Raw genomic sequence first — 21,874 nt, 5'->3', positions numbered from 1 at the left:
TTACGATGAATCGTTTTCGACAGGCACTGGAAGAGAAGCCGTTTCTGCTCATGGTCAGTCTCCCGCAAAACGATGAGACCTTGGCCAGAGCAGCGATGGAGGAAGGCGCAGATGGCTTGAAGATGCACATCAATGTGTACCATCGTGCCAGTGGCAACCGGTTCGGGCCTCTGGCTGAATATACGGACTTTCTCCAAACGATACGCAGCCAGTTCGCAGGGCCGATTGGCATTGTTCCTGGCGGGTCAATGGAGGAGCTCAATCCCGAGGAAATCAGGCGGTTCGATTCGCTGGGAATCGACTTCATCTCCATCTATAGTCATCATTTGCCAGCGTCCCTTTTGAAAATAGAAGGGGTGGCGAGTACGTTTGCCATTGATGATCAGTTCGATTTGAAACGATTGGAAGCCGTGAAGCATTTTCCCATGACCGCATTAGAGGCGTCGATTATTCCGGGGAGCGAGTATGGTAAGAGGCTTACGTTTGCCGACCTGCTTGCCTATCGGTTTATCGTAGAGAAGGCAGGCATCCCCATCATCGTCCCGACACAGCGAAAAATTGTGGCGGAGGATGTGGAAGCTCTACGTGAAACGGGGGTTCGCGTCCTGTTAGCTGGAGCGATGGCGATCGGGAGAACCGAGGATGAAATCCGCCGTTCCATCCATGCATTGCGGAATGCGATAGACAACTAAGGAGGGATCGTATGGAGAGCAAGTTGAGTGTCCGGCTCTCTCCTGACAAGAGAACACGTGGAACAAGAAAAAAATCCTTCAACCGGGACGCGAATCTGGCAGGATGGCTGTTTGTCAGCCCAATGGTTATCGGGTTTGTGGTGCTGTTGTTAGGTCCGCTTTTACTCGCGCTGTACATGAGCTTTACGGATTGGCCGTTACTGGGGGAAGCCGAATTTATTGGGCTGGAAAATTACAAAGCGATTTTTCAAGATGCCGAATTTTGGACGGTCGTGGGCAATACATTCGCGTTCTCGGCTGGACTGGTCCCCTTAAACATCGTGTTGGCGTTGGGGTTGGCCTTACTGCTCGTGCGCAAGCTGCCGGGGATCGGGATATTCCGCACAGCGATTTTTGTGCCAGTCATGACATCGCTGATCGTCTGGGCAATTGTGTGGAAGTATTTGTTTGCGACAGACACGGGGTTTATCAATCAGATCTTGCAGATGTTTGGGATTACAGGCCCTTCATGGCTGTACAATCCAAAGCTGGCGATGCCGGTGGTGATCGTAACGAGTGTCCTGAAAAATGTGGGCTTGAACATGGTTCTGTTCATCGCTGCTTTGCAGCAGGTGCCTGTTCACTTATACGAGGCGGCGCGCATTGATGGAGCCAGTCGGACGCGCCAATTGTTTCAGATTACGATCCCGATGATCAGTCCGACGGTGTTTTTAACCATGTTGTTGACGATCATCGGCTCGCTCAAGGTGTTTGGGCAGATTTACGTCATGACCCAAGGGGGGCCTGATAACAGTACAAAGGTGCTTGTCTATTACATATGGGAGCGTGCCTTCAAAAACTTTGAATTCGGTTATGCGTCTGCACTTGCCTTTGTGCTATTCTTTATCATTTTAGTATTTACGCTCTTGCAGTGGCAGTTTAGAAAAAGGTGGGTGTTCCATGAAGAGTAATCGCCACGGATTACAAGCGGGCAAGTTATTGGGGATTGGCGGTCACTATGTCGCGTTAGGAGCGATCTCTCTACTGATGCTGGTGCCTTTTTTGTGGATGCTTTCTACATCATTAAAAGAGCCGGCCAAAATATTCGTCTTTCCGCCAGAGTTTATCCCTTCGTCGATTCGCTTGGAGAACTACACAGAGGTTTTGGCGAATACGCCGTTTCATCTGTTCTATTGGAACAGCCTGTACATTGCGATTCTAGTCACGGTTGGAACGGTTTTATTTTCGTCGATTGCAGGCTATGCGTTTGCCAGAATCCCGTTTCGGGGACGTAATATCGTCTTTCTGGTGCTGCTGTCGACAATGATGATCCCGCATGAAGTGACGTCGATTCCAATGTTTTTGTTCATGCGCATGCTTGGATTTATCAATACGCATGTACCACTAGTTGTCCTTCCCATTTTCGGGGCAGGCGGAATTTTTGGTGTGTTCGTCATGCGCCAGTTTTTCCTCGGGATTCCAAAGGAACTGGAGGAGGCGGCGATGATTGATGGTTGCTCGCGTTGGCGGATTTATTGGAGCATCATGCTGCCACTGGCGAAGCCAGCCATCGCAACGCTGACGATTTTTACGTTTTTGACGAGCTGGAACGAGTTTTATGATCCGCTCATTTTCATCAACGACAGAGAGCTGATGACGCTGCCGCTCGCTTTGTCCTTGTTTACCGATGAAGTAGGGACAGCATGGCATCATTTGATGAGTGCATCCGTCATGGCAACCTTGCCGCTTTTGATTGTGTTCTTTTTCGCCCAAAAGCAGTTTATCGAGGGCGTATCGATGACGGGCCTCAAAGACTAGAGGAAGCATGGGTGGGAAGGAAGTTCTACAAGGAGTGAGTGCAGATGAATCGAGTAGTGGAAGCAGATGTAGTCGTGGTAGGCGGGGGCCCGGCAGGAATCAGTGCCGCTCTTGCCAGCGGACGATTGGGAGCCAAGACAATCCTGATCGAGCGGTACGGCTTTCTCGGAGGGATGTCGACGATTGCGCTTGTTTATCCGTGGATGACGTTTCATACGGAAAAAGGCGAGCAAGTCATCAAAGGAATTGCACAGGAAATCGTCGACCGCTTACAAGAAAAGGGGGGATCGCCTGGACATTTGCAGGATACGGTGGGATTCGTGAGCACAGTCACGCCGTACCATCCGGAAATTTACAAGCTGGTCGCTGTGGAAATGCTCAAGGAAGCGGGCGTCAAGCTGTTTGTCCACAGCTTTGTCGATCAGGTGAAGGTAGAAGGGACTGAGATTACTTCGGTTACGCTCACCAGCAAATCGGGCAAATACGAGATCAAGGCCAAGGTGTTCGTCGATGCGACAGGAGATGCAGATATCGCTTATTTATCGGGAGCGCCGACGAGCAAAGGGCGAGATGCAGACGGGCTGACACAGCCGATGACCATGAAGTTCCGCATGCGCGGCGTCGATCTGGAGCAGGTGAAGCAGTACATGCTTGACCATCCAGATGAGTTTTATCATAAGACACCGTTTGCACAGCTGCCGTCCATTCCACTGACGGGTGTCCAAGGCTTTTATACGCATTGGAAGATGTCAGGTGTTCCGATTAATCGGGATCAAGTTCTGTTTTTCACAGGGCCTGAGAGCGATGAAGTTCTGATCAATTGCACGCGGGTGCAGGGGCTGGATGGAACAGATGTCGAGGATTTGACGGAAGCGGAGGAAGAAGGGAGACGTCAAGTTTTATTGATGTCTGAATTTTTAAAAAATAAAGTTCCTGGTTTCTCGAAAGCATCCGTCTCCGCAGTCGGAACGCAAATTGGCATCCGTGAGACACGCAGAATCGTCGGAGAGTACAGTTTGACGATCGAAGATGTGGTCGCGGGCAGGCGTTTTCCGGATGTCATCGCACGTAGCGGCTATCCGGTTGATATTCACGATCCTTCTGGCAAAGGCGTAGTGGCAGCAGATATTGAAGGGGAGGGCGCTTATGACATTCCGTATCGCTGTCTGATCCCTCCGTCCATTGACAACTTGCTTGCAGCGGGGCGTTGTATCTCTACGACCCATGAAGCGCTGGCGACGACCAGGCTTACCCCGAGCTGTATGGCGACAGGGCAAGCAGCAGGTACTGCCGCCGCCATCGCGTTTCATGACAAGACCATTCCGCGTTTGATTCACGTGGGTAAATTACAGGAACAATTGCGTCTAGCGAATGCCGTCCTCGATTAAACCTTTTCATTTTGAAAGGAGATTGGATCTATGAAAAAGTTGCGCGTTGTCATTTCGACATTGGCTATGGCAGCACTAGTAACAGGCATGGTTCCATTTACACAGACGAGTGCAGATGCGGCGAAAAAAGCGTCACCCAAGCCAATTGCCAAAGTCGCCCTTGTCCCCCTCGATGATCGCCCGGTCAATACGTATTTTCCGCAAATGACAGCACGGGCAGGCGGGGTGGAGGCGATTATGCCGGATGAAGACATACTTGGTCACTTTATGACCCCGGGCGATGGGGATGAAATTGGCGAGTGGCTGATTAAACAGGCAAGCAAAGTGGACGGCTCGGTTATCTCTGTCAGCATGCTGGCGTATGGCGGGCTGGTTGCGTCTCGTACCGATCAACAGTCCTATGAAGATGCCCTGTCGAATATCGAAGCCATTAAGAGGCTGAGAGACAAACATTCCAAAAAGCCGATCTACGTCTTCGATACGATTCAACGCCTGGCGGTGACGGCGACTGATCCTGAAACATTGAAATACTATGAGCAAATCAGAGAATGGGCGAGTTTATACGATGAGGTGCACAACCTCGGCATGACGGAAAAAGAGGATCGACTCGATCAGTTGGAAAGGGAGATTCCCGAGTCTGTGCTGGAAGATTACTTGAATGCCCGCGAGCGGAATCACAAGATTAACTCCTTGTTGATCGACTGGGTAGAGGATGGGACCATTGATTATTTAGTGCTTGCTCAGGATGATGCTGCTCCTCATGGTCTTCACCGGGCAGAGCGGGAGACCTTGGTCAAAAAAGCAAAGGAGCTGGATGTAGAGGATCGTGTAGCGATTTTCCCCGGAGCGGACGAAGTAGGGACCGTCTTGTTGAGCAGATTTGCCTTGAACGAACTGCGCATCCATCCAAAAGTAGCCGTCGAGTATTCGGGTGTAGACGGCGATGAATGGACGGCGCCTTTTGAAGACACGACCTTTGATGTGAATGTCGAGAAGCATATCGTCGCAGCAGGCGGCAAGCCCGTTCGGGATGAAGACGACGCAGATATCGTACTCATGATCAACTCGCCGAAGAAAAAAGGACAGAGCAACGCAGAGAGACGCGAAGATCTGGATGAGTTCGTCGAAGAAATCAATGATCTTCTGGAGGAAGGAAAGCAGGTCGCCATTACAGACGTGACGATTACAAACAAAGCTGACCCTGAGCTGATCAAGCGACTACAAGAAGAGGTAAAGCTGCCGGAGCTATTCGCATACACGGCATGGGGAACGGCAGGAAATAATATGGGAAGCGCGTTGGGACAGGCGTTGCAACGATCAGCCTTTTTGGAAAAAGGAAATCAGTTCGGTGTGCCCTTAACAGTAGATGCGGCAGAGACCCATATCAATCTGCTCTTGTCTTCGTTTGTAAATGACCATCATTACCGAAATAAAGTCATGGCAGAAGCACGAAACCTCGTAAAAGAGTTAAACGGAAATGAATGGAACCTCGGAGATGACTACGACGAAGTCAATGATTTTGTGAGGGATGCACTGACACCACATGCGGAAGAATGGTACGAAAACTACTTTGCCAATCAATCGCTGGTGATCGGAAAGAGAGGCAAGAATACGTTTGAAGGAGAAATCGTCGAATTAACGGATAGCAAGATCAGGCTTCCCTGGGAGCGGTTGTTTGAAGCCTTTGTCGGGCCAGAAGTGAAGATTGAAAGGGAGTAAGCTTTAGAAAAAGACGGTCTATTTTTTGATTCTGCACATATCATGTCTCTATCGCAATAAGAAGGTGACGAGGATGGAGACTCTTCAATGGTTGTATGTGCAGTATGACTTGGAAATGTATGTGCGGGTAGTGGTGAGCGCGATTCTCGGTTTGTTCATCGGGTGGGATCGCTCGCACAGAAACAAGCCTGCTGGGCTGAAAACGTACATGTACGTGTCTGTAGCCTGCACGCTCATCACACTCGTTTCTATTTACAGCACAAAGCTGTACAGTGCGCCGGGCAACGGAACGATGATGGACCCGATGCGCTTGGCTGCGCAGATTGTTACAGGTCTTGGCTTTTTGGGAGCAGGCGTCATCTTGAAGGACGGCTTGAAAGTAAAAGGACTGACCTCCGCAGCCATGATCTTTTTCGCTGGAGGGATTGGCATAGGAATCGGTGCTGGATTTTACGGTATTGTGATATTCTCGGTCATCATCGCCTTTGTACTCGCCAGGATCAGTCAGCGTGTGGAGGATGTCCAGCATAAGCGGTTAGGAAAGTGAATCATGGAGAAGCGGTGCAGGGCAAGTTCCTTAGCATCGCTTTTTTGTATGAAAAGGGGCTGTAGTGGGGGAAGAAGCGAATTTCCAGTCTGCGCTTCGGCCTCCGCCCTGCAAGGGGAGGTAAGACTGTCCGCTTCGGAATAAATGGCGGGAGCGCTTCAAACGTAGAAGTTTCGAGGAAGAATTTCATAAGTGAAGCTTAAATTCCCCGCCATTTATTCCTACGCTAGGTTGGGCTCCAGAGGCGCTTGGACTGGAAATTCGCTTCTTCCTACGTAGCTATTCGTTCATTCGTTGAAAGTGGTTCTAAGATGTTCTATTTCAACTGAATTGACTTTCACAAGCTTCCTTGCGTTAACTTGCAAAACGTTTTAATAACACGAAGGAATTTACTGCTGTCCGAAAGCCCTGCCACATGTTTGGAAGGAGACCGCCCGAACGAAGAGAGGATATAGGCGACTGGAAAACATGTGGCAGGGCTTCTCCCGACCACAACAGTGTGGTGATCACTTGTTTTCAGATGATATTCCTCTGACAAACGCACGCTATGCTGGAAGAGTAATGATAATCCGGAAAGGACGCGTGTCAGATGAGAGATGAGAGACTAAGCAAAATAGCCGACAACTTAATTTCGTACAGCCTGGATGTGCAAGCTAAGCAGCATATTATGATCATGGTCGTGGATGAAGGAGAAGCGCTGGCAATGGAGTTGGTGAAGCGCCTGTATGCGAAAGGAGCGTATCCTCACCTGCGTTTTGTGCGGCCAAAGGTCCAGCGGGAATGGTTGAAAGGGCTAACCGAAGAGCAGCTTGCCCAGACCGTGCAGTTGGAAAAGGACCTGTGGTTTGGCATCCAAGGCTATATCGGCATTCATGGCGAGACAAATGACAGTGAGATGAAGGATGTTCCGCAGGAGAAATACCGTCTGTACGCAGAGGCGTATGATTCCATTTTCCATCATGTCGACAATCAAATTACAGGACTACGCATTAACTACCCGACCTCGGCCCTTGCTCAAAAGGCCAACATGACGACAGATGCGTTTGAAGATTTTTATTTCAACGTATGTTCACTCGATTATCGGAAAATGGCCGAAGCGTGCCAGCCGTTGTACGACCTCATGGACAAAACGGACAAGGTGCGCATCGTCGGACCAGGGACAGACCTGACGTTTTCGATCAAAGGGATCGGGACGCGGACAGCGGTAGGCAAACGAAACATTCCCGATGGCGAAGTGTATACCTCTCCCGTGCGCGATTCGATTCACGGGACGATCAGCTACAATACGCCCAGCAACTTCAAAGGAACGACGTTTGAAAACGTCCGGTTTACTTTTCGGGAGGGAAAGATTGTCGAGGCGTACGCTAACCATACAGATAAGCTCATCGAAATATTGGACACGGACGAGGGGGCACGCTACATTGGTGAATTCGCCATTGCGTTTAACCCGTACATTTTGCACCCGATGGGGGATACTTTGTTTGATGAAAAAATCGCTGGCAGCTTCCATCTCACACCGGGTCGAGCCTATGATCAGGCGGATAACGGCAACCGCAGCGCGATTCATTGGGACCTGATCTGCATTCAGCGTCCGGAATACGGTGGAGGCGAAATCTGGTTTGACGATGTACTCATTCGAAAAGACGGAAGGTTTGTACATGAGGCGTTGCTGGGGCTGAATCCGGAGCAATTGATCCTGTAGGGGAGGGCGATAATGCCCTCCTCCTTTATTTGAGTTTGAATACGACTACGCCTGCGATCATGATGCCGATTCCGATGATCTTGTTCAAGGTGATCGGAACCTTTTGCACACCGAACAGGCCGAGAGAATCAATGAGCAGAGCGACGAGCAATTGTGAAATGAGCAGAATCGATACGGCATAGGCGGGCCCGATGGACGTAATGCCTTTCATCACACTAAAAACGATCACTGCCCCGAAAACGCCCCCAAGCAAATACACCTTGTTCACTTCCCCGATGCTTTTCCAATCGCCATCACGAACGTAAAGAAAGATCGAGAACGATACAAGAAAGCCAACCGCATGAACAAACGCCAGCGACTAACGAAAAGAGAATGCCTTGCACAATAAGACCTCCTATGTGGTTGATCACTCATAGATGTTTCCGCTTGCAAGCTCACTGATTTTTTCTCGATCTTTGATAATTAGTGCGCTTTTTTTGCGTTCGATCACGGATGCTGCGCAAAGATTGCGGATGACCCGGTTCAAATGCCGATAGCTCGTACCCAACAGCTCGGCAACCTCCGTTAGCTTCGCCGTCTTTAGCTCCTCGGAAGCCGTCGACCCTGTATCGCTGGACAATGTGGCGCGCGAAAAAAAGGACATATGTCCCTTTTTGCATGGAAACACAGAAGGCGCGTAGCAGGAATATTCGGATAGATTCGAGAAGTACAATTGTCGAGAGAATAGAAAAGAGAGAAACGAAGGAGTGGTTCACATGGCTTTACCTGTAAGTGAAAGAATCATTGGATTTGTAGGAACGGGTGTCATGGGGAAAAGCATGGCAAACCATTTTCTGCAAGCAGGATATACAGTGCTGGTGTACACGCGTACAAAGGAAAAAGCGGCAGATTTGCTGGCAGCCGGCGCGATTTGGAAGGAACATGTCAGTGAGCTGGCAAAAGAGGCAAACGTTATCATTACTATGGTCGGCTATCCATCTGATGTCGAGGAAGTGTATCTCGGTGCGGATGGAATTGTGGCAAATGCGAAGCCGGGTACTTATTTGATCGATATGACGACATCAAAGCCGTCGCTGGCGAAACATATTTATGAGGAAGCCAAAAAGCACGGGCTGCATTCTCTGGATGCGCCTGTCTCCGGTGGAGATGTGGGGGCACGTGAAGCCCGACTGACCATCATGGTTGGTGGCGATCAGGAAGTATTTGATGCGATGGAGCCTGTGTTTACGATCATGGGGACAAACGTCGTGTTGCAGGGTGGACCAGGTGCAGGTCAGCATACCAAAATGTGCAACCAGATTTGCATTGCGACGAACATGATCGGTGTGTGTGAAGCGATCGCGTATGCGAAAAAAGCAGGTCTGGATCCAGAGAAAGTGCTGACGAGCATTGGAGCGGGTGCGGCAGGCAGCTGGTCGCTGTCGAATCTGGCGCCGCGCATGATCGCGGGCAACTTTGCCCCTGGCTTTTACGTTAAACATTTTATCAAGGACATGGGAATCGCTTTGGAAGCAGCGGAGGAAATGGGGCTGATGACACCAGGACTCGCGCTCTCCAAATCGCTTTATGAAGAACTGGCAGCAAACGGCGACGCAGATAGCGGCACGCAAGCTTTGATCAAATGGTTTGAAGGCAAGTAAAGGCAAAAGGAGCCCTTTTCACGAGGGGCTCCTTCTCTATGTCCATCATGTTACGTGTTGACTCGTACATCTCGTACATCTTTTTGAACGGATTTATTTTTGGTAGGGGGTTGTTCCATTTTCTTCACTTCCAAGATGTCCAGCAAGAAAACAAAGGACGGAATTCCAACAATCAGTCCCCATACTCCAAAGAAATGCTCGGAAAAGATCAGAACGATAAACGTATAGAAAATCGGCAAGTGAGTCTTCGTTGCCATTAAGCGAGGATTCAACACATAGGCTTCCAGCGCGTGAATCATCATGATGAAGATGAGCAAATAGACGACGGTAGCGATACCACCGACACTGAAGGCGATGGCACTGAGCGGAATCAATGAAATGGCGACACCTGCAACCGGAATGAGTCCCAGTATGAAGACCATGATCGCGAGTCCCAATAGATTCGGAAAGCCCATGATCCACAGACCGATGACGGTAAAGGTCGTATTGAATAAGGCGATCAACAACTGTGTTTCGATTACTTTGCCAAAGGTCAGGATGAATTTTTGACTGAAGTAGGCGATTTCGTTATATAGCCAGGATAATTTGCTCGTACGAAATTGAGCGGTAAACGTAACGACATTGTCTTTGCCGAGCAGGAAAAACAGGCTCAAAATAATCGCCAGAAAGACATTGAACCCAACGTTTCTGACCACTGAGAGAAAATCAAGGCTGCCTTGAACGATGCCCTTCACATCTAGCTTCCCAACAACAGACATAAGATAGGGGGCAAACTCATTGTTCTGATTTTGATGGTACACTTCCTCGATGGAATGGAACAATTGTCCGGTTTGATGAATTAGAGCCGGAATAGCTTTCATCCCACCCACTACGAGAAAGAATGTCAGCAACATATAGAGAAAAATGAGAATCAGCTTGGGATGGATCGGCACGACTTTGTGTGTGAGACGCGTGAGGTATTGATGCAGCCGATTCATTAAATAGGTAACTAAAAAGGTAAGCAACACCATGTTCAGCATACTTCCCAAGGAGTAAAGCAACAAACAAAACAACGCCAAAATCCCAAATCGTCTTACATCCGGCTTTTGCAAGGCGGCAGCAAAGAAATTCATGGGAACATCCTTTCCAAGTGCTCTTTTCAGCACTCCCATCCGTATACGATGATTATACTGCGTCGGTGTGAACAATTATAGCACGCTTAAAAGCGAGTGGAGGGAAAGAAAAGGTTCCAGTTGTTTGAAAAAGTGCAACGAAACTATTTCGCCATACAAAGCGTCAAAGGAAGGGAATGTTTGACAAGGGAGGCCAATCACCAATGAACATAAAAACAAAAACCGCGAGTCTGGTTACCGCGGTCATACTCGGGGCAAGTACGTGGACTTCTTCTGTCCATGCTGCTACGTTTTCCCAGATTCAGCCGTATACAACAGACTACAAGATCGGTTTTACGGACGGTAACAAGCTGGTCACACAGGCCATTTATGATGATTTTGAGCGATCTTCCAAAAACATGATCGTAACAAAGGGCGGTAAAAAAGGAATTCTCGACGCGCGGACAGGGAAAGAAATAACTCCTGCGATTTGGGATTATATCGACATTCCGGAGTCCAAAAATATCGCGATTGTTCAAAAAGGCGGCTGGTTCCAATATATCGATTTGAAGACGCACAAGCTGTCGACCATGAAGTTTGTCGGGGCGCATCCGTATTATTTATCCAATGAGCAGGGGACAGCGATTATGTTCTTAGGAAAATCATCGATGGTGATCCATGTAGATGGAAAGGTGCTGATTCCGCCAGTTGCAGGCAAGCTGTCGATGGTTGAACTCGTTGCTCCTGATCAGACGGAAAATAAAGAGGCGGAAAAAGTGCGTTATTTCGTCGCGACTACTCCAAAAGAGCTCATCATGTACGATCCTGCTTCTGGCAAAAAGCTGTTTGCGCTGCCAAAAGCAGAACTGATTCCAAACGAAGGCGGTCCTGACACTGCATATCTCAAGGTGCGATCCGGTGGAAAAGAAGGCTTGATTGATCGCAATGGCAAGTACGTACTTGAGCCGAAATACAATGCGCTCTATATTTGGAACAATGGATACTTTCAGGTGGTCGGACCCAAGGGACAAGGGCTGTGGAAAGACGGACGAATGCTGGCAGAGCCCATTTACAAAGAAGTCGGGTTCGAGCATAACAATCCTGATGTGTACTACACGTTTTCTGGAGATGTCATCACGTATTATTCCAGGTCTAAAGGTACGTCGCATCCATTGAAAAAAGGAGCCCAGTACTTGTATGGCAGCTACGTGTTGGGACAGGACCCGAAAACGAATCTGTACGGTGTCCTCCAAGTCGGGGGAGAGACGGTCATCTCCTTTGCGTATCCGCGGGCAGAAGGTCCGCCAGCTGCGCGCTTGCTCGTCCGCAGCGATGGGAAAAAAGCGATCCTCCAAGGCTGGGGAAAAGAAGTCAAGGAGCCAGATTTTTGGTTCGACTCATATGTGACGTTGGGCGGCTACAGCATGCTTAGCATTAAGGACGGAAACAAAATCGGACTTTATTCTGAAGATGAAGGCTTGGTCCTGTCTCCTGTTGAGAATCGAATCATTCGCCACGAGGGAGTAACGGGGGAGGTGCTGGTGACAGAACCGGATGGAAGGGTGCTGCGATACGGCATTAGTGGGAAACAAATAGAAGCTGTCAATCCCAATAGGTTGTCCGATGATTTGACGAAAAAGTATGAGCCGGGAAAAGGCGAGATGATTGTGGACCGCAAGACGAACCAACCAATCAGCAAGCTCTACCAATATGTTTATATGGATTCCGATACCAATGTCATCGTTGCAATGGATCACGATTGGGCGGATCTTTATACCCCTGATGGCAAGCTGTTGACTACGGAGATCAAAGTAGCGATGTGGAAGTCAGGCAACGATAGACCGCCTCTTACCTTGATCAAAGCAGCTGATTCCGTATACACGATGGGTGTGAGAGCGGAGAATGTCGGAATGGCGATGATCAAGGTCGATGACGGTCAACTCCAGGCCGTGAGCGATTTTGTGTATCGTGATGCAAACGAAATGATAGTACAAAATCAAAAGATCGTGATGACAGCACGGTTGGACGGCACGCAGGATGTATGGGCGCAAGAAGGGAACCAGCTCGCAAGCAAGCTCACTAGCGTGAAAGGTGTTCACACGGAATCTTATTTTGATCGGGTATTGATTCAGTCAACTACAGGATGGGATGTCTATTCACCACAGTTGCTCCGCTTAAGCACGGGCGATTATCAGTCCATGAAGTATATGCACGTATATGATCTCAAGACGGGTGCCATTGCCTACCAGGACAAGAAGACGGGATTGTACGGCCTTATGTCGCTGGAAGGAAAGGTGCTGACAGCGGCCAAATACGAGGCGATTTTGCCAACAAGCAAAGTATTCCCACAAGTGTGGAACGAGGCAGACGTTCAGACGCCTTATGTATTCACAACCAAAGACCAGTTCGGTTATCTCGATCAAGGTGGGCAAGAGCAGTTTGCTACAAGATTCCTGACGAAAAAACCTGTGGTCTCCTATAGTCCGATTACGTTCCAATCGTTTACGGCCTACTCAGATACAATGCGAGAACGACCGCTTGAGCTGATCGATTTCGGCAAACCGTATAGCTGGCCAGCTGGTGGCAACAGCGAGAGCCATTTTTTTGCCAATCTGGCGCTTTATTTGAATCTGCAGAAGGATGCAGGCAAGCAGGCGGTACTTTCAGAACTGGTGTCCAAGGGTATCATCAAAGCCGATGAGAATCGTTCTGTTATGAGCGACGAAGATATGTTCCGGGTGGCTTATTTCATGTCGACAGGAAAAACAAGTCAAGCGATGACGACGCCACAGGTGATGGAGTGGGCACAGAAAAGGGGAATTGTGCCGGTGCGAGAGGGAATGAGCTACTACATGACGATGAATTTGTACGCGGAATATCAGCACATCTTGATGACAGAGCTCATGCGTTCCCTGAAAGGAAAAAAAGTGCTCAAGCCTAAGGTGTTAACGACGACTTCACTCAGTGAAGCACAACAGCAAATGCTTACAACAGCACTGATCGTGAACGGCAAACCTGCCAATCAACTGCGAGTGCCGCTCCCACAAGCCGAGTGGCAAAAAGCCATTCAAGGCTTGGTCAACCAGTACAACAAGCAAGCGGCTCAATTGTTGGCGGCCTATGAAGCGAAGCTGTGAGCAAATAAACATACAGGCGCGGGTGTTCATCCTGCGCCTTTTTACGTACTATTAAAAAAACGGCCAATATTTTACAATTAACCAATAGAAGGCAGCATGAACGCAAGCCGAGACGGCCAAGGACACAATGAACGAAACAAACGAAATCTGATCGAGCTTGTAAGCGACAAAGAAAAATATCGTAAAGGCAATAAAGGCGATAAACGTGCCTTCTTCCAAATAAGCAACTGCCAAATTCATTCCACCTCGATTCAAGAAAGGATACGTACTCATGATGATTACTGTCGAAAAATTAAGCATACAAGATGCAGCCAGCTTGTTCCAATTTGAAGTGCGCAATCGCGCCTTTTTCGAAAAATCGGTTCCAAGCCGGGGGGACGCTTACTACCAATATGACCATTTTTTACGGGGTCTGCAAGCCTTGCTCGACGAACAGGCGCAAGGTATCTCGTTTTTTGGCCTCATCAAAAACAGCCAGGGTGACATCTTGGGCAGAATGAATTTGGTAGACATCGAGAAAGACGAAGGAATCGGACATCTCGGCTATCGAGTCGGGGAAGATACCGCTGGAAAAGGAGTGGCTTCACAGGCACTGAAGCTCTTTTTAGAGGGGCATGCTCCCCACTTGAATGTCAGAATGATCTGTGCGAAAACAACACCGGATAACATCTCCTCGCAAAAAGTGTTGTTGAAAAATGGATTCGAACCCTATGACATGGAGTCGGAAACACCGGATGACTTTCTCCACTATCGCTTGTGCGTTGTTTAAAAAGCTGCTGGCAGAAGGTATGAAGCTATAGCCAAAAGTCCCCTTCCTGTAAAAGGTAAGGGGACTTTTGGCGTTACGGGGTGTTCAGTAATGGCTCCCACGGACGTCTTGTTCCGAGCATATCCGCGAGATGCTTGTTATTCTTGCGCCTGATTTTTCGTGCCGCAGCACGCTCGTCAGCACCATTGTGCATGAATACTTCCTCTTCTGTCTCCGGCACGATCTTGGGCACAGGGGTAGGACGCCCATCCTCGCCAATCGCTACAAACGTGAGAAAGGATGTGGCACAGACGCATCGAACGCCCGTTAGCAAATCCTCCGCAACAATTTTGACGAATACCTCCATCGATGTGTTATGTGTCCATGTGACGAAGGCTTCGAGTGCAACCTCATTGTCCACCCGGATCGGCTGCAAAAAGTCGACGGAATCTGTCGAGGCGGTCACAACCGGCCCCCGGGCATGCTTCATGGCAGAGATCGATGCAACATCATCGATATGCGCCATCAGCTTACCGCCGAACAGCGTGTTGTGATTGTTCGTATCCGGGGGCAGCACATGGCTTGCCTTGAACGTGCGCGACTCCCGAACAAAACGTTGAATCGTCATAAAGGTAGCTCCCTTCTTTCTTGCAATCAGATTATGAATGATGAAAATCTTCTCTTCTTTTCATTGTTCCACAAAAAAATGGATCTATTCTTCTTCAGTGGAGTAAGGTGGCGAATTTTATCAAAGGCTATGGACGGGATAGGGTATGCGAGAGGAGGTTTTCCGGTTTGGGGGACTATGTGCAGTATTTCAATAATCTTGTCGCTTCGATCAATGATATTCCGAACAAGCTGATGAGCGTAGTATCTGTGATTCATGCACCTATTCAGCATTTGACGAACACATTGATTGTCACAAACATCCTGTTGGGTCTACTTTTACTGACCTCCATTGCGAATGTGTATATGCTTTGGCGAAACGGCAAAAAGAGACACTGATGCTGTTGCCACAAATGTCATTTGCCGCTATACTTGTGGAGTAGTTTCTGGATAATAATGTAACGGTTGTTGCTACGACCGTCTCTATATCGAAATGGTATGCACGTAAAAACAGCGGAAAGGAGGGTATCCACATGAAAAAAAGATCATTACTGTCTTTGCCAAAAGGAATTGGATACTCCACCGCTGTTTTCTTTGATCTGGCTCAATCACGGGAGAAGTATGTCCAAAAACGGATATAGCGACCATCCTTTGATGTAGTTGGATTCATCAGGATACAGTGGAAAAACGCCACAGGTCGCATTCCTGTGGTTTTCTTTTTAGGGCACCGCAGGATTTCCTGTGGTGTTTTTTTATTTCGAAAAAAGGGAGATGGATTGTATGCAAAGAAACGGCGAGAACATTTATGTAAGACTGGTACAAGAATCGGATGCACAGAGCCTCTTGTCGCTTGAATTGAGAAACAGAGACTTCTTTCAAAACTTCACAGGGAAGAGAGAAGAGGCGTTTTACACGCTGGAAGGACAAATCGACAGGATCAAGAGCGCGATGGCATTAAAAGAAGAAGACAGAGGGTATGCTTTTGTCATCGCAAAAAAAGGACAGGATGAAATCATTGGGGAAGTCATCCTTTCCGAGGTCGTAAGAGTTCATCTGCAAAGCTGCTGGATCGGCTACTTCCTGGACAAAGAGCATAATGGAAAAGGCTACATGACGGAAGCCGTAAAGCTCGTCGTTGACTATGCCTTCGAGACATTAGGTCTTCACCGTTTGGAAGCAGGAGTGATGCCGCATAATATAGGCTCGATCAAGGTGCTGCTAAAAGCTGGTTTCCACAAGGAAGGGATTGCCAAGAAAAACGTGAAAATCAATGGACGGTGGGAAGATCACCAAACACTGGCGATCGTCAAAGAAGAACAAACCGACCAGGCGAAACCCAAAGTTCAGCGCAAAAATCCTGGTACAGTGGCTCCGCCTATGGGACCCTATACACATCTGACGGTCGTTCCAAAAGGAGCCGATTTGCTCATACTTTCTGGGCAAGTAGGAATGGACCTTCACGGAGAGTTGCCGACAGATATGAAAGAACAAGTAGAAAACACGCTACAGAATATACTTCGCAATTTTGAAAGTGAGTCCGTTACTGCGGACCATATCATCAAAATCAATATATGGGCAACCGAGCAAATGGATTGGAAGCATTTTAACCAAGTGTGGGAGAAATTCCATGGGGGGACACCGCCAGCGATGACCATGTCTTACGTCCCGTCATTGGCAGTCCCTTCGCTCAAAGTGGAGATAGAAGCTTGGGCAGCGAAATGGTAGGAAGGAAATAGAGGAGAAAGAAAAGGGTGAGGCTTTTTGCTTCATCCTTTTTTCTGTAACTTTTTTCTAGCAAATACGTCACTATTTTCAGGAGATAGAAAGATCGTGACGTTATTGCTGTTTTGAGAGCAAAAGATGTCAAAACATGAAGGAATATGCGGACGAATCGAGAAGTTCTTTCTATTAGCGGATTTTCCAAAAATAAGAGAAAAACAGAGGGGAACGAGGAACTTGCTTTTACGAGTAAATGTCAGCTTGCTAGCTGTTTTCTTCCTAATTTTGCTGATGCCTCTGTCCATTGCGCGAGCGGCCACCCATGTAGAAGTGGCGGTCGATCAGTTAAATATTCGAAGTGAGCCAGGTACAACTACCCAGATCGTTGCAACACTCAAAAAAGCGACGCGGTTACCAATCACTAAACAGCAAAAAGATTGGACCCAGGTAAAGCTGCCGAACGGCAATACCGGATGGATCAATAATAAGTATGTGAAAATGATAGAAGTTCCACAGATCAAATATGTCAAAAGCAATGTGGACATGCTGAATGTTCGGGCAGAACCAAATGCCACTGCACAAATTTTGCAGATCATCGACAAAAATGGTGTGTTTTTGCAAATGAGAAAGCAAGGGGAATGGGCACAAATTAAGCTGTCGGATCAAAAGAACGGCTGGGTGAAAGCTAGTTTCTTGACGGAGACAACGGCACCACCACCACCAAAACCACCCCAGGTACCAGCACAAATCCCAGACCCGACAACAATTCCGGCACCACCGCCTCCCCCTCCTGTACTCCCATCCAATACAGGGAGTGGATTCGGGCAAGGGACAATCGTATTAACTGAAGGCTATGAAGTTTATGCACAGCCAGATATTCTTGGTACCGTCATTGGTGAAATCCATGGCGGGATGACAATTAATCATTACGGATATGCAAATGGCTGGTACACCATCAACTTTAACGGGACCTATGCCTATATTTTCAAACCTATGGAACAGACTGGGGTCGTTCAGCCACCGTCGAGTCCAACACCGGGGGCACCAGCGACTTTGCCAACAACACCGCCTCCCTCTGTACAAGAACTACAGATTCGCGTCAAAAACCCTGATTCCAACATCCGCAACGGCCCCACAACCGATCATGCCATTATCGGAACCGTTCAACCCGGACAAGTATTCCCGGTTGTGCAAACCGTAGGAGACTGGTACCTCATCAGGCTGGCAGACAATTCGACCGCCTACATCGCGGGGTGGATCGTAGATAAGATTCAACCAGCGGGTACTCTGCCACCGACAGGAGCAACGTACGAGTACAACAGTGGGATGATTGGAAACGAGAAAGTGTATATCTATCACACCCATAATCGTGAGTCATGGCGAAATGTTGCGCGGAACCAACAAGGGAGCTCGGTAGATGATCCCGAGATTAACATCACGCTTGTTGGGAAACGGCTGGGCGAGCTGTTGCAAGGAAGAGGTATTTCGGCAATGGCGAGCCAGGACGATTTCGCTCAGAGATTGAGGGAACAAAATAAAAGCTACTCGATGTCTTATACCGAGTCGTACAAGGCGGTAGCGGCAGCGGCTGCAACCAGTCCACACTTGCAGTACATATTCGATATTCATCGGGACAGTGATGAGCCACGCAGCAAGGTAGCGATCACGATCAATGGCAAAACCTATTCCCGGATGCTGTTTGTAATCGGAACAGCGAACCCGAACCATCTGGCGAACAAAAAGCTGGCAGAAGAGCTGAACGCTCGTCTGGAAGCCTCTTATCCCGGTTTATCGCGGGGGATTATCCTGAAAGGTTCAAATCAAGGGAACGGGGTGTACAATCAGTCCATTTCCGAGGGAGCCCTGCTTTTGGAATTCGGTGGTACGAACAACACCTTGGAAGAAGGCTATAATACAGCAGAAGCCTTTGCCGAAGTCTTTGGGAATTACCTGATCGAATCTCAAATCGCATTCAATTAAACGGTTAATAAAAGTAGCACGATTCTTTTCGCCACACGCGAGAGAATCGTGTTTTTTTCCAGGAGGATCATTTATATGGCTACACATCAAGAACACATCCATTCGACTAACAATAACAGTCGCGGTCATCTTCAAGGTGACTGTGAAAGCTGCTTTGGCTTGTGCTGTGTGGCATTGCCTTTTGCTGCTTCCTCTGACTTTGCTATCAACAAAGACGCAGGCAAGCCCTGTAATAACCTACAGGCAGACTTCCGGTGTGGTGTTCACACAAAGCTAAGAGACATCGGCTTTCGCGGTTGTACGGTCTACGATTGTTTTGGAGCGGGTCAAAAGGTGTCTCAAGTCACTTATGGCGGTCAAGATTGGCGTAAAGAACCCGGATCAGCGAAACAAATGTACGAAGTATTTCCGATCGTGTGGCAGCTTCATGAGCTGCTCTGGTATATGACGGAGGCGTTGACCAAGGAAGCTGCCCAGTCCCTCCATCCTGCATTGCAGGAAGCTTTGGAGGAGACACAGCGCCTGACGGATCAGAGTCCCGAGGCCATCCTAAAGCTGGACGTCGCTCTTCATCGAGCAAAAGTTAATGAACTATTGCTGCGGACAAGTGAACTGGTACGCAAGGACGCTGTTGCCAAGTACAAAGGGGGCAAGCAAGGAAAGTCCTACGGCCGAGGCGCTGATCTCATCGGTGCCAAGCTCAAAGGCGCTGATTTACGAGGAGCCCAGTTGCGCGGCGCTTATTTGATTGCTGCTGATCTGAGAGGGGCGGATTTGCGGGGAGCTGACCTCATTGGTGCAGATTTTCGCGATACAGATGTGAGCGGAGCGAACTTGACGGAGACGTTGTTTCTCACGCAGGTTCAGCTCAGTGCGGCGAAGGGCGATGCAAGCACCAAGCTGCCACCAACGTTCACGCGTCCACCGCATTGGGCTAAATAATCAACCAAAAGCAGGATGTCAATCGTTTCGTTGACAGCCTGCTTTTTTTAGTCATTTGTTTACCTCCAAGATCAGATGCATGTTACGAGTGTGGATTTGAATGCAGGCCGATTATTTCTATTGTTTCGACTACCGCTACTCTTTTCGGGCCTTCCATAAAATATCCGATCACGCCAAGCTCCATTCTTTTTGTGTGGACCTCTTTACGCATATGGGGGAAAAGGATCCACATGCGTGCGGTTCCTTCTGTAGGAACAGGGCTTGTGTTATCTAAAATGATTCCTCCGTGATCATCCTCAAATTCAGGATGGATGGCAAAGATGCCTGTTATGCTTATGTCATCTCCCTCGTAAGAAAAATCACTTCGATAGCCTTGAAACGGTATCGACTTTCTCCCGCCTTCATTTTCCGAGTAAAATCGATACTTCACCCGAAAATCAGCGGGGTGTCTCCTTATTTCTTCATAGGGTATCCACACGTTAATTCCTCCGATTTTTGAAAAACGTTGTTAATACATTTCTACTTTTGCCGTATTAGCTATCGTGAGGCTCACAACCAAACAAATTGCGCAATTTGTTTATTCTATCCAGAAGGGAGGGGAAGTAGTTGGAGATTGCCCCAGTGAACACAGGCATCTGCCAAACAGAAGAACACGAAAAGCAAGTGGAAGGCATGTCGACAGAAACTTTTGCCCACATTTATGGGGCGTACTATAAGCGCGTCTACAAATATATTTGCTATCGTATCAATAATCACTACACAGCGGAAGAAATATGCAGTCATGTGTTTGAAATGGTGATTTCAAAATATAGCAGCTTCTCACCGGATAAATCAAACTTTGAGGTCTGGTTGTTTGCGATCGCTAGAAACGCTGTGACAGATTACTTCCGCTCACAGAAAAAAAGAATGAGCTTTTCATTGGATTCGATTCTGAATCTGGTCTTGCCGAAGTCGTCACCGGAGGACATCGTGATCCGCGACGACAATCATCAAGCCTTATTTCAAGCACTGGCGAAGCTGAGTGACAAGGAACGCAATATCATCGCCATGAAATATGCGGCTGGTCTTAAAAACGCAGAAATCGCAGAACTGCTTGGTGTGAGTGGTTCAAATATTGGCGTTGTTCTCTACAGATGCTTGAAAAAGCTGCAAATGGAATTGCAAAAAGGGGGCTTCCGTTATGAAGAGTAAGCATGATCTAGACGATTTTCGTAAACTTACCGACTTGCTTACTGATCTGGAGCTGGATGACGCCACTCCAAAAGCCAGTATCTACAATCGGCTGAAATTCAAATTGGAATCAGGAAACATACAACCACATGATAGTAAAAAGGACGGGATCTCTATGAAAATGAATAAATGGAAAGCTGCCACAGTTAGTGCTGTTGCTGTTGTTTGCCTGTTAGGTGCATTCTCGACTACATCGTTTGCCCAAGGAATCCTCCAGACGATCTTGGCACGCTTTCAGGTCGGGAACATGGAGATTACCCAATATGATAAAGAGTTGCCTGCTACACAGTCCAATACCCAAGAAATCGAGATACCTATAGAACAAAAGGCTCCCCCACAGATGACGTTGGAAGAAGCACGCGCAGCCAGCAAAATGGACTTTCCCGCACCGACATGGTTGTCAGAGCATTATTCCTATAAAAACACGGTCGTTCATGGTAAGGGTATGGTAGAGATTCAGTATAAAAAAGAGAAAGAATTTATTTCCTTGTTGATTTCAAACAGTGGCGAAAACGGCATTAGCACGACGGAGGGTGTCAAGATTGAAACCATTGGCGGGAAAAAAGTATATTTCGCAAACGGGATCGTGATTTGGGAGCACGAAGGATTCACGTACGAGCTGTACCAGATGGCAGAGAAGAGCTTTGATGCTGCGACCATTGGTAACATCATCGAATCCTTGTCAACGAAATCCGCCAAAAAATAACGACTTCGATAACGGTTCTACTCAAGATGGGCCTCGTAACAGGGCCCATTTTTCTATGTGCTGTCACAGAGTGTTAAAAATCATGTAACGAATCGGACACCCCCTAGGGTCAAAAGTCCTGCTACAATGACACATGACCGGAGATATATTGGGGAAAACAAAAAACTCTCTCACGAAGATGAATGCGAAAAGGGGGTACAGGAGAGAGAATGATTTGTGATTTTTTTCAC

Annotated in this window: 22 protein-coding genes; 16 read left to right on the top strand and 6 right to left on the bottom strand. The window is 48.1% G+C overall.

Features of this window, described 5'->3' with window-relative positions; all coding sequences use genetic code 11:
* Positions 1-5: 5 nt before the first annotated feature.
* The 7 genes from HPY31_RS13075 to HPY31_RS13045 all read left to right on the top strand — a co-directional run bounded on the left by HPY31_RS13075 (position 6) and on the right by HPY31_RS13045 (position 7,845).
* Positions 6-692, top strand: coding sequence for a hypothetical protein (locus HPY31_RS13075; RefSeq protein WP_172141069.1), 687 nt, complete (start codon positions 6-8; stop codon positions 690-692).
* 11 nt (positions 693-703) lie between these two features.
* Positions 704-1,642: a carbohydrate ABC transporter permease gene (locus HPY31_RS13070; RefSeq protein WP_172141068.1), complete on the top strand. Its 939-nt coding sequence runs from the start codon at positions 704-706 to the stop codon at positions 1,640-1,642.
* Entirely contained in the window at positions 1,632-2,489 is an 858-nt protein-coding gene (locus HPY31_RS13065; protein ID WP_172141067.1) for a carbohydrate ABC transporter permease, read from the top strand. Before HPY31_RS13070 ends, HPY31_RS13065 begins: the two co-directional genes overlap by 11 nt.
* Before the next feature lie 44 nt (positions 2,490-2,533).
* Complete coding sequence (locus HPY31_RS13060) at positions 2,534-3,877, top strand: FAD-dependent oxidoreductase (protein ID WP_172141066.1); 1,344 nt, start codon at positions 2,534-2,536, stop codon at positions 3,875-3,877.
* A gap of 30 nt (positions 3,878-3,907) precedes the next feature.
* Positions 3,908-5,596, top strand: coding sequence for a DUF4127 family protein (locus HPY31_RS13055; RefSeq protein WP_172141065.1), 1,689 nt, complete (start codon positions 3,908-3,910; stop codon positions 5,594-5,596).
* A gap of 73 nt (positions 5,597-5,669) precedes the next feature.
* Positions 5,670-6,143, top strand: a complete 474-nt coding sequence (locus tag HPY31_RS13050) for an MgtC/SapB family protein (protein ID WP_106785905.1) — start codon at positions 5,670-5,672, stop codon at positions 6,141-6,143.
* Positions 6,144-6,732: 589 nt separating this feature from the next.
* The gene (locus HPY31_RS13045) at positions 6,733-7,845 is read left to right on the top strand and encodes an aminopeptidase (protein ID WP_172141064.1); all 1,113 of its coding nucleotides are present in this window, start codon (positions 6,733-6,735) and stop codon (positions 7,843-7,845) included.
* Positions 7,846-7,870: 25 nt separating this feature from the next.
* On the opposite strand, the gene HPY31_RS13040 is transcribed toward HPY31_RS13045, so the two are convergent.
* Together HPY31_RS13040 and HPY31_RS13035 are read right to left on the bottom strand one after the other, a co-directional pair.
* Positions 7,871-8,200, bottom strand: a complete 330-nt coding sequence (locus HPY31_RS13040) for a DMT family transporter (protein ID WP_253901805.1) — start codon at positions 8,198-8,200, stop codon at positions 7,871-7,873.
* A gap of 51 nt (positions 8,201-8,251) precedes the next feature.
* On the bottom strand, positions 8,252-8,464 hold the full coding sequence (locus HPY31_RS13035; RefSeq protein WP_253901793.1) for a helix-turn-helix domain-containing protein: 213 nt from the start codon (positions 8,462-8,464) through the stop codon (positions 8,252-8,254).
* 136 nt (positions 8,465-8,600) lie between these two features.
* Between HPY31_RS13035 and HPY31_RS13030 the strand changes: the two genes are divergently transcribed.
* Positions 8,601-9,485, top strand: coding sequence for an NAD(P)-dependent oxidoreductase (locus tag HPY31_RS13030; protein ID WP_172141063.1), 885 nt, complete (start codon positions 8,601-8,603; stop codon positions 9,483-9,485).
* A 50-nt stretch (positions 9,486-9,535) separates the two neighbouring features.
* Here HPY31_RS13030 and HPY31_RS13025 read toward each other — a convergent pair whose 3' ends face one another.
* The gene (locus HPY31_RS13025) at positions 9,536-10,597 is read right to left on the bottom strand and encodes an AI-2E family transporter (RefSeq protein ID WP_172141062.1); all 1,062 of its coding nucleotides are present in this window, start codon (positions 10,595-10,597) and stop codon (positions 9,536-9,538) included.
* Positions 10,598-10,800: 203 nt separating this feature from the next.
* On the opposite strand from HPY31_RS13025, the gene HPY31_RS13020 reads away from it, so the two are divergent.
* Positions 10,801-13,713 carry a WG repeat-containing protein gene (locus tag HPY31_RS13020; protein WP_172141061.1) on the top strand — a complete coding sequence of 971 codons (2,913 nt, stop codon included), beginning with the start codon at positions 10,801-10,803 and terminating at the stop codon, positions 13,711-13,713.
* A 51-nt stretch (positions 13,714-13,764) separates the two neighbouring features.
* On the opposite strand, the gene HPY31_RS13015 is transcribed toward HPY31_RS13020, so the two are convergent.
* On the bottom strand, positions 13,765-13,986 hold the full coding sequence (locus tag HPY31_RS13015; protein WP_253901792.1) for a hypothetical protein: 222 nt from the start codon (positions 13,984-13,986) through the stop codon (positions 13,765-13,767).
* On the opposite strand from HPY31_RS13015, the gene HPY31_RS13010 reads away from it, so the two are divergent.
* Positions 13,985-14,482 (top strand): GNAT family N-acetyltransferase, encoded by a 498-nt coding sequence (locus tag HPY31_RS13010; RefSeq protein ID WP_172141060.1) that lies wholly within the window; start codon positions 13,985-13,987, stop codon positions 14,480-14,482. The genes HPY31_RS13015 and HPY31_RS13010 overlap by 2 nt on opposite strands.
* Before the next feature lie 73 nt (positions 14,483-14,555).
* Here the strand turns inward: HPY31_RS13010 and HPY31_RS13005 are convergent, their stop codons facing one another.
* Positions 14,556-15,089 (bottom strand): acyl-CoA thioesterase, encoded by a 534-nt coding sequence (locus HPY31_RS13005; protein WP_172141059.1) that lies wholly within the window; start codon positions 15,087-15,089, stop codon positions 14,556-14,558.
* Between the two features lie 167 nt (positions 15,090-15,256).
* On the opposite strand from HPY31_RS13005, the gene HPY31_RS13000 reads away from it, so the two are divergent.
* The 4 genes from HPY31_RS13000 to HPY31_RS12985 all read left to right on the top strand — a co-directional run bounded on the left by HPY31_RS13000 (position 15,257) and on the right by HPY31_RS12985 (position 19,708).
* Positions 15,257-15,466, top strand: a complete 210-nt coding sequence (locus HPY31_RS13000) for a hypothetical protein (RefSeq protein ID WP_172141058.1) — start codon at positions 15,257-15,259, stop codon at positions 15,464-15,466.
* A 381-nt stretch (positions 15,467-15,847) separates the two neighbouring features.
* Complete coding sequence (locus HPY31_RS12995) at positions 15,848-16,792, top strand: GNAT family N-acetyltransferase (protein WP_172141057.1); 945 nt, start codon at positions 15,848-15,850, stop codon at positions 16,790-16,792.
* Positions 16,793-17,023: 231 nt separating this feature from the next.
* Positions 17,024-18,766 (top strand): stage II sporulation protein P, encoded by a 1,743-nt coding sequence (spoIIP, locus tag HPY31_RS12990; protein ID WP_172141056.1) that lies wholly within the window; start codon positions 17,024-17,026, stop codon positions 18,764-18,766.
* Positions 18,767-18,841: 75 nt separating this feature from the next.
* Positions 18,842-19,708: a pentapeptide repeat-containing protein gene (locus tag HPY31_RS12985; protein WP_172141055.1), complete on the top strand. Its 867-nt coding sequence runs from the start codon at positions 18,842-18,844 to the stop codon at positions 19,706-19,708.
* Positions 19,709-19,790: 82 nt separating this feature from the next.
* On the opposite strand, the gene HPY31_RS12980 is transcribed toward HPY31_RS12985, so the two are convergent.
* Entirely contained in the window at positions 19,791-20,186 is a 396-nt protein-coding gene (locus HPY31_RS12980; RefSeq protein ID WP_172141054.1) for a hypothetical protein, read from the bottom strand.
* 128 nt (positions 20,187-20,314) lie between these two features.
* On the opposite strand from HPY31_RS12980, the gene HPY31_RS12975 reads away from it, so the two are divergent.
* Complete coding sequence (locus HPY31_RS12975) at positions 20,315-20,899, top strand: sigma-70 family RNA polymerase sigma factor (protein WP_172141053.1); 585 nt, start codon at positions 20,315-20,317, stop codon at positions 20,897-20,899.
* A complete protein-coding gene (locus tag HPY31_RS12970) occupies positions 20,889-21,644 on the top strand; it encodes a hypothetical protein (protein ID WP_172141052.1) in 756 nt (251 codons plus the stop codon). The genes HPY31_RS12975 and HPY31_RS12970 overlap by 11 nt, the downstream gene beginning before the upstream one ends.
* Positions 21,645-21,874 lie beyond the last annotated feature (230 nt).

Source organism: Brevibacillus sp. HB1.3, assembly GCF_013186635.1.
GTDB lineage: Bacteria > Bacillota > Bacilli > Brevibacillales > Brevibacillaceae > Brevibacillus > Brevibacillus brevis_D.
The sequence above is the reverse complement of the archived record's forward strand: the minus strand, read 5'-3'. Positions and strand labels throughout refer to the sequence as shown.

Bases quoted from the DNA above. Each gene is read 5' to 3' on its own strand.
- HPY31_RS13075 (WP_172141069.1), top strand. From the start codon at position 6: ATGAATCGTTTTCGACAGGCACTGGAAGAGAAGCCGTTTCTGCTCATG.
- HPY31_RS13070 (WP_172141068.1), top strand. From the start codon at position 704: ATGGAGAGCAAGTTGAGTGTCCGGCTCTCTCCTGACAAGAGAACACGT.
- HPY31_RS13065 (WP_172141067.1), top strand. From the start codon at position 1,632: ATGAAGAGTAATCGCCACGGATTACAAGCGGGCAAGTTATTGGGGATT.
- HPY31_RS13060 (WP_172141066.1), top strand. From the start codon at position 2,534: ATGAATCGAGTAGTGGAAGCAGATGTAGTCGTGGTAGGCGGGGGCCCG.
- HPY31_RS13055 (WP_172141065.1), top strand. From the start codon at position 3,908: ATGAAAAAGTTGCGCGTTGTCATTTCGACATTGGCTATGGCAGCACTA.
- HPY31_RS13050 (WP_106785905.1), top strand. From the start codon at position 5,670: ATGGAGACTCTTCAATGGTTGTATGTGCAGTATGACTTGGAAATGTAT.
- HPY31_RS13045 (WP_172141064.1), top strand. From the start codon at position 6,733: ATGAGAGATGAGAGACTAAGCAAAATAGCCGACAACTTAATTTCGTAC.
- HPY31_RS13030 (WP_172141063.1), top strand. From the start codon at position 8,601: ATGGCTTTACCTGTAAGTGAAAGAATCATTGGATTTGTAGGAACGGGT.
- HPY31_RS13025 (WP_172141062.1), bottom strand. From the start codon at position 10,597: ATGAATTTCTTTGCTGCCGCCTTGCAAAAGCCGGATGTAAGACGATTT.
- HPY31_RS13020 (WP_172141061.1), top strand. From the start codon at position 10,801: ATGAACATAAAAACAAAAACCGCGAGTCTGGTTACCGCGGTCATACTC.
- HPY31_RS13010 (WP_172141060.1), top strand. From the start codon at position 13,985: ATGATGATTACTGTCGAAAAATTAAGCATACAAGATGCAGCCAGCTTG.
- HPY31_RS13015 (WP_253901792.1), bottom strand. From the start codon at position 13,986: ATGAGTACGTATCCTTTCTTGAATCGAGGTGGAATGAATTTGGCAGTT.
- HPY31_RS13005 (WP_172141059.1), bottom strand. From the start codon at position 15,089: ATGACGATTCAACGTTTTGTTCGGGAGTCGCGCACGTTCAAGGCAAGC.
- HPY31_RS12995 (WP_172141057.1), top strand. From the start codon at position 15,848: ATGCAAAGAAACGGCGAGAACATTTATGTAAGACTGGTACAAGAATCG.
- HPY31_RS12985 (WP_172141055.1), top strand. From the start codon at position 18,842: ATGGCTACACATCAAGAACACATCCATTCGACTAACAATAACAGTCGC.
- HPY31_RS12970 (WP_172141052.1), top strand. From the start codon at position 20,889: ATGAAGAGTAAGCATGATCTAGACGATTTTCGTAAACTTACCGACTTG.